The 12,572-nt window shown below is 67.9% G+C and carries 11 protein-coding genes; 7 read left to right on the forward strand and 4 right to left on the reverse strand.

Going from position 1 to position 12,572, the window contains the following annotated elements; genetic code table 11:
* The first annotated feature begins 91 nt into the window (after window positions 1–91).
* The 3 genes from ACWDKQ_RS18415 (at window position 92) to gndA (ending at window position 2,804) form a co-directional block, all read left to right on the forward strand.
* Window positions 92–556, forward strand: a complete 465-nt coding sequence (locus ACWDKQ_RS18415) for an NUDIX hydrolase (RefSeq protein WP_450139948.1) — start codon at window positions 92–94, stop codon at window positions 554–556.
* A gap of 102 nt (window positions 557–658) precedes the next feature.
* Window positions 659–838: an FCD domain-containing protein gene (locus tag ACWDKQ_RS18420; protein ID WP_450139980.1), complete on the forward strand. Its 180-nt coding sequence runs from the start codon at window positions 659–661 to the stop codon at window positions 836–838.
* Window positions 839–1,364: 526 nt separating this feature from the next.
* A complete protein-coding gene (gene gndA, locus ACWDKQ_RS18425; protein ID WP_450139949.1) occupies window positions 1,365–2,804 on the forward strand; it encodes an NADP-dependent phosphogluconate dehydrogenase in 1,440 nt (479 codons plus the stop codon).
* A gap of 10 nt (window positions 2,805–2,814) precedes the next feature.
* On the opposite strand, the gene ACWDKQ_RS18430 is transcribed toward gndA, so the two are convergent.
* The 3 genes from ACWDKQ_RS18430 to abc-f all read right to left on the reverse strand — a co-directional run bounded on the left by ACWDKQ_RS18430 (window position 2,815) and on the right by abc-f (window position 7,115).
* Entirely contained in the window at window positions 2,815–3,219 is a 405-nt protein-coding gene (locus ACWDKQ_RS18430; RefSeq protein WP_450139950.1) for a cupin domain-containing protein, read from the reverse strand.
* Between the two features lie 309 nt (window positions 3,220–3,528).
* Entirely contained in the window at window positions 3,529–5,070 is a 1,542-nt protein-coding gene (locus tag ACWDKQ_RS18435; RefSeq protein ID WP_450139951.1) for an amidase family protein, read from the reverse strand.
* 419 nt (window positions 5,071–5,489) lie between these two features.
* On the reverse strand, window positions 5,490–7,115 hold the full coding sequence (abc-f, locus tag ACWDKQ_RS18440) for a ribosomal protection-like ABC-F family protein (protein ID WP_450139952.1): 1,626 nt from the start codon (window positions 7,113–7,115) through the stop codon (window positions 5,490–5,492).
* A 717-nt stretch (window positions 7,116–7,832) separates the two neighbouring features.
* Between abc-f and ACWDKQ_RS18445 the strand changes: the two genes are divergently transcribed.
* A complete protein-coding gene (locus tag ACWDKQ_RS18445; RefSeq protein WP_450139953.1) occupies window positions 7,833–8,288 on the forward strand; it encodes a VOC family protein in 456 nt (151 codons plus the stop codon).
* A 641-nt stretch (window positions 8,289–8,929) separates the two neighbouring features.
* Here ACWDKQ_RS18445 and ACWDKQ_RS18450 read toward each other — a convergent pair.
* Entirely contained in the window at window positions 8,930–9,433 is a 504-nt protein-coding gene (locus ACWDKQ_RS18450) for a DUF2505 domain-containing protein (protein ID WP_450139954.1), read from the reverse strand.
* Between the two features lie 333 nt (window positions 9,434–9,766).
* On the opposite strand from ACWDKQ_RS18450, the gene ACWDKQ_RS18455 reads away from it, so the two are divergent.
* The 3 genes from ACWDKQ_RS18455 (at window position 9,767) to ACWDKQ_RS18465 (ending at window position 12,507) form a co-directional block, all read left to right on the forward strand.
* The gene (locus ACWDKQ_RS18455) at window positions 9,767–10,957 is read left to right on the forward strand and encodes an RtcB family protein (protein WP_450139955.1); all 1,191 of its coding nucleotides are present in this window, start codon (window positions 9,767–9,769) and stop codon (window positions 10,955–10,957) included.
* A gap of 100 nt (window positions 10,958–11,057) precedes the next feature.
* Window positions 11,058–11,180, forward strand: coding sequence for a hypothetical protein (locus ACWDKQ_RS18460; RefSeq protein ID WP_450139956.1), 123 nt, complete (start codon window positions 11,058–11,060; stop codon window positions 11,178–11,180).
* A 7-nt stretch (window positions 11,181–11,187) separates the two neighbouring features.
* On the forward strand, window positions 11,188–12,507 hold the full coding sequence (locus ACWDKQ_RS18465) for an MFS transporter (protein ID WP_450139957.1): 1,320 nt from the start codon (window positions 11,188–11,190) through the stop codon (window positions 12,505–12,507).
* Window positions 12,508–12,572: the final 65 nt, after the last annotated feature.

The raw sequence follows: 12,572 nt of genomic DNA on the forward strand, positions 1-12,572 counted from the left end.
ATCGGTAAGCCGTATGCGGGAAAACCGCACGTACGGATTGAAAGGGGGATGGGGAACCGGGTCCTTCGGGACACCGCGCCCCTGACTACCAATGGTTGATCGGTTTCAGGTCGTTCCTTCCGTTTACATCGCGCTTCGCAGGTCGGACGCCCGCGAGGAGGTTCTGCTGCAGCTGCGCCGCAACACCGGATACATGGACGGGCATTGGGCCATGGCCGCAGCGGGCCACGTCGAATCCGGTGAATCTGTCATCGACGCCGCGCGCCGGGAAGCCACCGAGGAACTCGGGATCGACATCTCAGCCGAAGACCTCGTACCGCTGTCGGTCATGCACCGAACGCATGGCGACCGCCGGGCGATCAACGAGCGGGTGGACTTCTTTTTCGAATGCCACCGCTGGACCGGTCAGCCCAGGCGGGCCGAGCCCGAGAAGACGGCCGATCTGCGGTGGTTTCCGCTGGACACGCCGCCGAGTCCGACCGTCCCACACGAGCAGTACATCCTCCAGCACCTGCGCGCCGGCACCGTCCCCCAGGTCACCACCTTCGGCTTCTGAACGCCCATCCCCGACGGGGTTTGGCCTTCACCCACGATTGTATGAGGACAGGCCGTCAATATACGAGGTCAGCCGGACGGTGATCCGGGAGGCGGGCGCATCCTGGAGCAGAACGAACGCGCCTACTTCGCGGGCCTCCCGAGGACGTTCGCCGAGCACCGCGCCATCCTCCAAGCCATCACGGCCGGCGACGCGGAGGCAGCGCGCTGGAGTTCGCGCGAGCACCTGAACCGCGTGATCTCGCAACAGGAATCTCTGGTTACAGCGGGCGAGGAGCCATAGTCGCGGCTGGCGTGGACCGACCGTGGTGCCTGCGCATGCCGCGCTCTCGGCACCGCGTGGAGGCTGGATCTCGCAGGCACACCTGTTCGGCTGCACGGCGGCGCGGAATCCGCCGCATTAGCCGTCGACGAACCGTGCGTCCACCAGCGATCGTGAATGGGGCAATTGACTCCGGGACCTTGACCGAAGCGTGCACGGCAAGGGCGTTGCACCACTCGGCCTCATCCGTGCGGCGCCCCTGCGGCACCGTCGCGCCGCGAGGCCGCACCCTTGCGGCAGCAGGAGCAACAGGGAACCGTCCACGACTCGGAAGACGTCGCCTACCACGGACGCCGCCTGGAGATGTTCGCCAGAACTCCGCCTGTGACCGCAAGATCCGGAAATCCTTTTCCGGCAGCTGAACTCGCAAGCGGGCGTCCCGGCGAAGCACCCGGTCGAGAACCCTGCGCCGGGTCGGCTGCTGTTCGAGAATTGGGGTCACCACACCCGCGCCGCGTCGACGGCGTAACCGACAGGAGCTATCCGCATGAGCGCTTCAGCGCAGATCGGCATCACCGGGCTCGCCGTCATGGGGCGCAACCTCGCCCGCAACTTCGCGCGCAACGGCTACGCGGTCGCCGTGCACAACCGCACCGCGGCGAAGACCCACGCCCTCATGGACGAATTCGGCGACGAAGGCGACTTCGTCGCGACCGAAACCCCGGCCGATTTCGTTTCCGCGCTGGAACGCCCCCGCCGCCTCATGATCATGGTCAAGGCCGGTGATCCCACCGACGCCGTCATCCAGGAATTCGCGCCCCTGCTGGAACCGGGCGACATGATCATCGACGGCGGCAACGCGCACTTCGCCGACACCCGGCGCCGGGAGCGCGAACTGCGCGAGCGCGACATTCACTTCGTCGGCACCGGCATCTCCGGCGGCGAAGAAGGCGCGCTGCACGGGCCCAGCATCATGCCCGGCGGATCCACACAGTCCTACAACTCCCTCGGACCAATGCTGGAGAAGATCGCCGCGAAGGCCGCCGACGGCGCACCCTGCGTGACGCACATCGGCCCCGACGGGGCGGGCCATTTCGTGAAGATGGTGCACAACGGCATCGAATACGCGGACATGCAGCTGATCGGTGAGGCCTACCAACTGCTGCGCGATGTCGCTGGATTCTCCCCCGCCCAGATCGCCGACGTCTTCCGCACCTGGAACACCGGCCGCCTCGACTCGTACCTGATCGAGATCACCGCCGAAGTCCTGTCCCATGTGGACGCCGCGACTGGCAGGCCGTTCGTGGACGTGGTCGCCGACCAGGCGGAGCAGAAGGGCACCGGACGCTGGACCGTGCAGCTCGCGCTCGAACTGGGCGTGCCGGTGCCGGGCATCGCCGAAGCGGTCTTCACCCACTCCCTGTCCGGCCACACCGCGCTGCGCGAAGCCTCCCGCTGGCTCGCGGGCCCCGCGGCGAAACCGCTGGGCAGCTCCGAGGCGACCGCGTTCGCCGACCAGGTCGAGCAGGCGCTGTACGCGTCCAAGATCGTGTCCTACACGCAGGGCTTCCACCAGATCGCCGCAGGAAGCACAGAATACGACTGGAACATCGACCTGGGTGCGATCGCCTCGATCTGGCGCGGTGGCTGCATCATCCGCGCCGCGTTCCTCGACCGCATTCGCGCCGCCTACGATTCGCGCCCCGACCTGCCGAGCCTGCTCTCCGACCGGACGTTCGCGCAGGAAATCACCGCCGCACAGGACGACTGGCGGGCGGTACTGGTCGCCGCCACCACCCAGGGCGTGCCAACACCCGGATTCGCGGCGGCTCTCGCCTACTACGACGCCCTGCGCGCGGATCGGCTCCCGGCCGCGCTCACCCAAGGCCAACGCGACTACTTCGGTGCCCACACCTACCGCCGCACCGACCGCGAAGGCTCTTTCCACACCCTCTGGGCAGCAAACCGCTGCGAAGTGCCGGCCTGACCGCTGCAGGCTATGCGGTTACGGCGCGGCCGTAGCGGTCTTCCAGGCGGACGACGTCCGCCTGCCACCCCGGATCCGCGGTTGAGGCTTCCAGCAGGACCACGTCGGACACGGCGATGATCCGGTGCACGACCCCGGACGGGATGCTCGCCGTCTGGCCGGGGCCCAGCTCCATCCGGACCAGCGACGCCCGGCTGGACCCGAGGTCGAGCAGCGCGAAGCCCGACTGGACGGCGACCGTCTCCTCCTTCTTCTCGTGGTACTGCAGCGAAAGCGCCTCACCTGCGCGGATGTGCAGCACCTTGCCGACGTATCGGCCCTCCACGACGGCGAAGATATCCTCGTGGCCCCAGGGCTTTTCGATCCGGACCACCGTTGCGAGCCTGGACAGCGCGAACTCTGCGACGTCGGTCACGACGATCAATTCCTTTCCAGGTGAAACGCCGACTCGAATGCGCGTTCGGGCAATCTGCCCGCGAACGCACGGACGTACGCGTCCACTGGGCATCTCGACGACCTGGCGGCGCATGACGAACCAGCATTCGATTCCCCCAAGCACGCGATGCGACGCACCACGGACTTGCGCACCATAACGCCGGAAATGCGATCCCGCCCGGTGTCCGGAGGCACCCGGGCCGACACCGCTACCGGATCGGACGACAGGCGGCGACGTGTGCTTCGGAAGTGACAACTGGGGCTGCTGTTGGGCTCGTGACCGAGCGCGTCAGGGAGTGGGGTCGGGCCCCACGGTCGGCAGGTAGCGCGGCGCCCGCCAGGCGTTGAGCTCGCGCTCGGCGACCGCCGCGAGCGACAGCAGCTCGGCGTCCTGCCGGTAGCCCGCCATGAGCAGCAACCCGATCGGCAGCTCGCCGACGGAGCCGGCGGGCACCGACACCGACGGGTAGCCCGCCACCGCCGCCGGGGTCGAGGACGGGATGACGTCGTCGTCACCGCGCTCGCAGTCCGTGGTCCACGCCGGTGGGTTCGTCGGCGAAGCAATGGCGTCCAAATGGTGCGCGGCCATGGTCTCGTCGAGAGAACGGCGGGAGAGATCCGCCAGCTCGGCGCGTATCGCCTGGTATTGCGGATCGGTCGTCGGCGGTGCGGCGAGCGCCCGCTCGAAGAGCTCCTGGCCGGCGAAGCAGGTCTGCTCCGCTGGCGTCCGGCGGTTGAACTCGATCAACTCGACGAGATCCCGGGGGCCCTCGCGGGTGGCGAGATAGGCGTCAATGTCGCGGTGAAACTCGCTCAGCAGCGCGGGGAACTCCAGCACGCCGAGCCGGTCTTGGTAGGGCGGGGTCACCTCCACCACCTCGGCTCCAGCGGCGCGGAGCCTCTCCTCCGCATAGGTCATCACGGCGTCGACCTCCTGTCCCAGCACCGGAAGCCGCCACAGGCCGATCCGCTTGCCGCGCAGGTCGCTCGGCGGTGAGAACGCAGCGTCGGTGTCCGCTCCCTGCAGCACCGCCAGGGTCAGCGCAGTGTCGATCACGTTGCGCGCCATCGGGCCCGCGGTGTCCTGCTCCGCCGAGATCGGCACCACACCTTCCTGGCTGACGAGGCCGAGGCTCGGCTTGTGGCCGACCACCCCGTTCATCCCGGCTGGGCACACGATGGAGCCGTCGGTTTCGGTGCCGATCGCCACCTGCGCCAGCGACGCGGCGAGCGCGGCGGCGGAACCCGACGACGAACCGCACGGATTGCGGTCCAGTACGTACGGGTTGCGGGTCTGCCCGCCGACCGCCGACCAGCCGGAAGTGGGCTTCTCCGCGCGGAAGTTCGCCCATTCGGACAGGTTCGTCTTCCCGAGGATGACCGCGCCCGCCTCCCGCAGCCGGGTCACCACAGCGGCGTCCGAGCGCGGCGGCCTCCCCGCCAGCGCCAACGACCCGGCCGTCGTCGGCAGGTCCCGGGTGTTCACGTTGTCCTTGAGCAGAACGGGAATTCCGTCGAGCGGCCCGAGGGTGGGGCCCCTGCGGTGCCGGACGTCGCTCGCGGCCGCCTGGAGCATCGCCGTCGGATCGGTGCGCAGCACCGCGTTGATCTTGGCGTCGACGGCGCGGATCCGCCCCAGGTAGGCGGCGGTCAGCGCCGACGAGGTCAGCAACCCGCTCGACATCCGGTCTTGGAGCTCCCCAATCGTCACCGTGTCGAGGTCGATCCCGACCGTGGACGCGGACTCCCGCCCGATGGCCCTGGAGTTGCCCAACATCAACGATCCTGCGGCGAGTGCCGCGATCAGCGCGACAGCGCCCGTCCTGCGCATGAGGCCCATGAGACAACGCCCAACCCGATCACCACAAGATCTTTTCGGCCTAAGTTTCACCCGCGGTGCGTACCCGCGCGGAAGCTGTCGGGCCACCGAGCCGGGCCCCTCGCCGAAGCGGTCGCCGAGATCTCCGGGGTCACCCGCCGAGAGATCCGCTAAGTCCAGCTGTCCCCGGGAGATTTCCTCTCAGCACTGACCGGCCCCCTACCTATCAACGGGCTGCGCCGACGCGGTGGAACCGATCCGGCAGAGCTTAGACCGGCGCCACGTCTCCGACGGCGTGCAGCACGCGCTCGACCGAGAGCCCGGCGACCTTAAGGAGTTCGCCAACCGCATCGGTGCGGGGGCCTGGCAGCTCTGGCCGTGCGTGCACTTCGGGCCCAAAAGATTCACGGCCGGCGTTGCCAGCACCCGTTTCAGGCTGGTGCACCAGTTTCTACAAGGCTTCCGTCGGCGAGGCGCAGCCAGCGGTTCACGCCGATGTTCGCGAGGAACCGCTCGTCGTGACTCACCACCACGAACGCGCCTTCGTAGGCGTTGAGCGCACTTTCGAGCTGCCCAACGCTCACCAGGTCGAGGTTGTTGGTTGGTTCGTCGAGCAGCAGAAGTTGGGGGGCCGGTTCGGCGAACAGTACGCAGGCCAGGGTCGCGCGCAGCCGCTCGCCGCCGGAGAGCACCCCGACCGGGAGGTGCACGCGCGTGCCGCGGAAGAGGAATCGAGCGAGCAAGTGCATCCGCTGCGACTCCGGCATTTCCGGCGCGGAGGCGACCAGGTTCTCCAGCACCGTGCGGTCGAGGTCCAGCAGGTCCAGCCGTTGCGAGAGGTAGGCGATCCGACCATCGGCGCGTTTCGTTCTGCCACCCTCCAGATCGCCGTTGATCACGCGCAGCAACGTGGACTTCCCGGCGCCGTTGAGCCCGGTCAGCGCGACCCGCTCGGGCCCCCGGATCGCCAGGTCGACGCCTTCGCCAGCGAAGAGGTCTCGCTCACCGCGGCGAACCCGCATCCCTTCGCCGAGGAAGACCGTGCGCCCGGCCGGAATGTTGGTCCCGGGCAGCTGCAGCGCGATCAGCTGCTCATCGCGCAACGCACGTTCAGCCTCGTCGAGCCGCGCCTTGGCGTCGTTGAGCCGCGCGGCGTGCGTCTCGTCGGCCTTCCCCGCCGATTCCTGGGCGCGTCGCTTCCGCGCCCCGGCGAGGATCTTCGGCAGCCCGGCGCTGTCGATGTTGCGGGCGGCGTTGCTGGCCCGGCGCTGCGTCCGCTCGCGGGCCTGCTGCATCTCCCGCTTCTCGCGCTTGACCTCTTGCTCAGCGGTGCGGATGTTCTTTTCCGCGACCTCCCGCTCGGCTCGCACGCTCTCCTCGTACACCGTGAAGTTCCCGCCGAAGTACCGGATCTCGCCCTGGTCCAGTTCGGCGATGCGGTCCATGCGGTCGAGCAGCGTCCGGTCGTGGCTGACCAGCAGCAGGCAGCCCTGCCAGTCTTCGAGCAAGCCGTAGAGCTTGCGGCGCGCGTCGACGTCGAGGTTGTTGGTCGGTTCGTCGAGTAGCAGCACGTCGGGCCGCTTCAGCAGCTGTGCCGCCAGGCCGAGGGAGACGACCTGGCCGCCGCTGAGGGTCGGCAGGCGCCGGGTCAAGGAGACGCCCCCGAGGCCAAGCCGTTCCAGCTGAGCGCGGGTGCGTTCCTCGATGTCCCAGTCGTTGCCGACCGCGGCGAAGTTCTCCTCGCTCGCATCCCCGGACTCGATGGCAGCGAGGGCCCGGAGCACCGGCGCGATGCCCAGGAGCTCGGCCACGGTCGGATCGCCGTCCAGGGGCAAGCTCTGCGGGAGGTAGCCGAGCACCCCTTCGACGGACGTGGAACCGCCGGCGGGCCGGTACTCGCCGGCGATCAGCTTCAGCAGCGTGCTCTTGCCCGCGCCGTTCGGGGCCACGAGGCCGGTACGGCCGCCGCCGACGGTGAAGGAGAGGTCCTGGAAGACCGGCGTGTCGTCCGGCCAGGAGAAGGACAGGTTGAAGCAGGTGATGAACGCATCGGACATGTGTGAGAACCCTCGTGGGTGATGCGGGCGCACCGAGGCGACCGGGCGGAGAACTTTGGAACGACGGCATGGCCACGACGGCGGCGCGCACGAGCGCCTGCCGGTGACAGATCACGTTCGGGTATCACCCGGAGATGTCGTCGTCGCCAATCACGTCTGGACTCCTTCACTCGCACTTCACTCCACCGTAGCAACAGGGCTCAGGACCGGGCTACCGGGTTTCCGGATCGCCGCACGGCCGAGGAGCCCCGGGCCGGTGCCGAAGTAGACCGCGAGCCGACCTGCCCGCAACAATCGGCTAACTGTCCACTTCAGACATTGGTGGCCCTTTCATCCGGGCGGTGCCCAACCGGAGTTCATCGGCACCAGAAGAAGAAAGAGACCTCGCGCTCGACGAACAGCCACGAGCCGTCCGGTCGGCGCCGGATCAGGTCGCGGTACCGGCCCGCCGCGACGTGCGGTTCGCCGTCGACGACGCACGACTGGAACAGCCAGGTCTCACCTTCGACTTCGACGCCGTCGATCGAGACGACTTCGTTACTAGGCGAAAATGGCGCCTGGACCTGGGAGTGCGTGAATCCCGAAGCGGGAAGGCATCGGCGGCGGTCGCGCTGCGTCCGCCGCCAACCGGGTGTTCCATTGTTGGTCGGGGTCCACCCACCGCTCGCGGAGCCGAATGCCGATTCAGGTACCGATCGGTACCGCGAAAGGAGACTCATGCTTCGAGAGGACTGGCCGACACCCGAGGAAGGCCTCGTCATCACGCATTTCCTCACCGTGCGCGACGTCGCCCGGTCACGGGAGTTCTACGCCGACATCTTCGGCGGGCAGGTCGTACTGGAGGAGAACCCGGCGATCGTCAAGGTCGCCAACTCGTGGATCATCATGAACCCTGGCGGTGGTCCTACTCCCGACAAGCCCGACGTAGTCCTGGAGCCCCCGGATCGGCCCACCACGCTGTCGGCCTTCATGAACGTGCGCGTGGCCGACATCGCCACCTTCCACTCCGAGGCGCGCCGGAAGGGCGCCGAGTTCCTCACCGAACCCATCGACCGCAAGGCCGAGATCCGTTGCTACATGCGCGATCCCGACGGTTACCTGATCGAGGTCGGCCAGGCCACCGGGATGCTCGAAGGGATCTTCGCCGACCGGCCGGTGGATTCGGGGCGCTGACCCGAGAATATCGAGCCCGCGCGCTTCGCCGCCCTCACTGCTTTGATGGACTGGGCGTCGAGCACGGCCGCCGACGGGTCCGCCGTGCGTCCGGCCTGGTGCCGAACCTGATCGCGCAGCGCGTCGTGGACACGGTCGATCGTGCCGTCGGCACTCCAGTCCCGAAACCAGCTACAGGCCGCGTCCCAGGGCAAGATCGCGGTGAATCATCCGCCACTGACGACCCGAACGCAGCACGTAGAAGATCCCGCTCAGTACCAGTCGATCGTCTTACTTCCTTGCCATACCGCCCTTTCGGCGGTCCCGTACCGGAATCAACGGTTCCAGGACGGCCCACACCTCATCGGCCAGACTGGACGGACAGCATGGGCGGCGATCAACCCCGCCGATATCGCAGTTGCACACACAACAAGATCACGGCGGGGATGATCTCTTTGCATCTCGACACGCTGGCCGCGATCAACATCACGCCACGCTCAGTGTCGTACAGTCACCCAACAGTCTCTGGGGCCCGCGGTCGCACCCGGTCAAGGACCCGAATCGCTTGCACGACCTTGAACTGGGAGAACTCGACCCGTTCAGCCGGGGAGATGCCTCGCGCCGACGCGCCATTGGCCGACCGCGGAAGCAGAGCCCGTTTGTCAGCCGTGCCGGGACAACCAGTCGACCGTGAATTCGTGCTCGGCCGCCAGAAGGCTGTGCACCTCACCCGCGAAGAGGTCTTCCAGTTTGCCGCCGAGCAGCGGGATGCCCACCTTCACATCGCCCGCTACTACGAACTCGCACCCCGTCGGCGGGAGATCCCGGAGCCGCTGCGAAGCCGTGATCGCCTGCGGCACGGCCAACGCACCCGCCGTCACTTCGCCCGCATAACCACCATCGGCCTCACGACGCCAGATCTCGCTACGGTCGATCGAGAGGTCCCCGCCGACGACTGCGCGCGCCACCGAGGGGATCGCCTCGGCGCGCACGCCCTGCCGGATCCGGAACCGCGCGCCGGTTGCGGTCGCCTCGTGCTCGACCAGTTCGTTGTCGCCGCCGAGCACTCGCAGCCGCTCGCGGATGGAGTCGGGGTCCGTCAGCGCTGCGAACACCCGAGCGGTGGGCCGCTCGTAGGTGCTCCGGTAGTCGATCCTGCGTGTCATGCAGAGAGGTTACGTCGATTTGACGACGCTGCGGTTATGACCCGGTGTCGCGGGGCCGACCGGTTCGCGTCACCTCCGCGACCTCGGACTGCCACCGTCGCCAACTCGTTCGAGCTGCTCACCGGTGGATTACCTCCGGGGGCGGCCCGGCGTTGCCCGGGCCACGGCGGATCCAGCGCAGGACGTTTTTGCGCGCTGGTGACGTGCAACGGATCGCAACCGTCCAACGTGGTCTTGGCGGCCGAGAACCTAGAATTTGAATAAATTCGGTGGCGTGGCGCGGAAAATCCGTAGATCATTGCTGCCTCAAGTCACCGGGAGGCAGGAAAAACGATGTACGCGGCAGTTGAAGGCGCAAGGGTACCGATCCGGATGTGGGCTGACCCTCAGTCGATCGAAGACGCCGCCATGCGCCAATTGCACAACGTCGCCAACCTGCCATGGGTGCACGGGCTGGCCGTTATGCCGGACGTGCACTATGGCAAGGGCGCCACCGTCGGCAGCGTGATCGCCATGCGCAACGCCGTGTCCCCGGCGGCGGTCGGCGTCGACATCGGGTGCGGGATGAGCGCCGTGCGAACGTCCCTGACCGCTGCCGACCTGCCGGACGACCTGCGTGTGCTGCGGGGCCGGATCGAATCGGCCGTGCCGGTCGGCTTCGCCATGCACCGCACCCCTGTTAACCCGTCGCGCATACCCGGGCTGGGCGGCTGGCAGGATTTCTGGTCCGTCTTCGGGGAACTGCACCCGGGCGTGCAGAACCTCCAGGACCGGGCGCGGGCGCAGATCGGCAGCCTCGGCGGCGGCAACCACTTCATCGAGGTCTGCCTGGAGCAGGGCGGCCCGGAAGCCGACCGCGTGTGGCTGATGTTGCACTCCGGTTCGCGCGGGATCGGCAACGAGCTGGCGAAGCGACACATCGACATCGCGCGGCACCTCCCGCACAACGCGGACCTGCCGGACCCGGACCTCGCGGTGTTCGTAGCGGGCACGCCGGAGATGCAGGCCTACCGCCGGGACCTGTTCTGGGCGCAGGACTACGCGGCGCGCAACCGCGCCACGATGCTGGCCCTCGTGCAGCGGGCGCTAGCCGAAACGGTGCCGGAGACCAGGTTCGACACGCCGATCTCGTGCCACCACAACTACGTGGCCGAGGAGAGCTACGACGGGGTCGAGGTGCTCGTCACCCGCAAGGGCGCGATCCGGGCGGGCGCGGGTGATCTCGGCATCATCCCGGGCAGCATGGGCACCGGGTCATACATCGTGCGCGGCCTCGGCAACGATCGGTCGTTTCAGTCCGCCTCGCACGGCGCGGGTCGGCGAATGTCGCGGAACAAGGCCCGCAAGACCTTCACAGCCGCTGACCTGGAGGCGCAAACGGCCGGCGTGGAGTGCCGCAAGGATGCCGGCGTGGTCGACGAGATCCCGGCCGCTTACAAGGACATCGATTCGGTGATCGCCGCGCAAACCGACCTTGTCGAGGTGGTGACCCACCTGAAGCAGGTCGTCTGCGTCAAGGGGTGAACGCCAGGTGCCGCGGTGGCCCGACCGTCGAGGCACCCGGGCGAACCGGCAGAACGAAGCACGGGCATTCCCCGATCGCGCCGACGGCTAAGGCGGCTCCGTGAAGCCGCGATTGCCGCCCGATCTGCCCGATCGGCGGCCGTTCGACCACCCGGCGACCACCGCGAAGTTCGGCCGCAACGTGGGGCTTTCGAGTGGCTCGGGCGGCGGCAGGCTGGTCTGATCGCAGGATGGATGTTGCTGCGAATCCTGTCGCTGCGGCTCGGTGGGACTGGCGTTCGGTGATCTGCTGGGCGCTTTGGGGCTGGGGATCATCGGCGTTCAACACCGTGATCCTCACCTTCGTGTTCACCGTGTACCTGACAGGCTCGGTGGCCAGCGATCCACAGACCGGGTCCAAAGCGCTCGGTGTCACGCTCACTATCGCCGGAGCATGCATCGCTGTGATCGCGCCGGTGACCGGGCAGCGCAGCGATGCCGGCGGACGGCGCAAGCGATGGCTGGCGCTGCACACCGCCCTCGTGGTGGTCAGCACGGCCGGGCTGTACTTCGTCCAGGACGTTGCGTCCTTCCTGTTGCTGGGCCTGGTGCTGGTCGCCGTCGGCAGCGTGTTCGTGGAGTTCGCGGGCGTGAACTACAACGCGATGCTGCTCCAGGTCTCGAGGCCGGCGACGATCGGCCGAATCTCGGGATTCGGCTGGGCGATGGGCTACTTCGGGGGTCTCCTTGCGCTGGCGATCGTCCTGTTCGGGTTCGTGCAACCCGAAGTCGGTCTGTTCGGCGTGACCTCCGAGGACGGGCTCAACATCCGCGTCGTCGCGCTGTTCGCGGCCACGTGGTTCGCGCTCTTCGCGCTACCACTGCTCATCTTCGTTCCCGAGGCCCCATCGGCTACGGATCAAGTCCAGCGGTCCTTCCTGACCGGGTACCTCGTGCTGGGCAAACGGCTGGCGCGGATGTGGCGCACCGACCGGAGCACGTTGGGATACCTGGCGGCCAGCGCGATCTACCGGGACGGGCTGGCCGCGATCTTCACCTTCGGCGGTGTGATCGCGGCGGGCACCTTCGGTTTCAGTCCCGGCGAGGTGGTGGTCTTCGCGATCGCGGCGAACCTGATCGCCGGCGCCAGCGCTTTCCTGGGTGGTCGTGCGGACGACCGGTTCGGCCCGAAGCCCATCATCATCACGTCGCTGTTCGGCCTGGTCGTGGTGGGAAGTTCGTTGGTGGTGCTACCCGACAAGGCCGCTTTCTGGGTGTGCGGGCTGCTTCTGGCGGGTTTCCTGGGCCCGACGGAATCGGCCAGCCGGACCTTCCTCGCCCGCATCACGCCACCGGGGAGGGAAGGCGAAACGTTCGGCCTCTACGCCACCACCGGACGCGCCGTGAGCTTCCTCGGACCATTGGCTTTCAGCGGCTTCATCGCCCTGTTCGGCACCCAACGCGCAGGCATGGCTGGGATAGTACTCATCCTGCTGATCGGACTGCTCGCGATGATTCCGGTTCGAGCTCCCCAACGCACCGGCGCGGCGACCACCAGCAGCCCGCTCTGACGGCGAGGCCGAAGCTGCTCCTACTTGCGGCTTTCGGTCAGGAAGTCGAGGGTTAGCCGGTGGAA

The sequence above is a fragment of the Saccharopolyspora sp. NPDC000995 genome, from assembly GCF_053599315.1.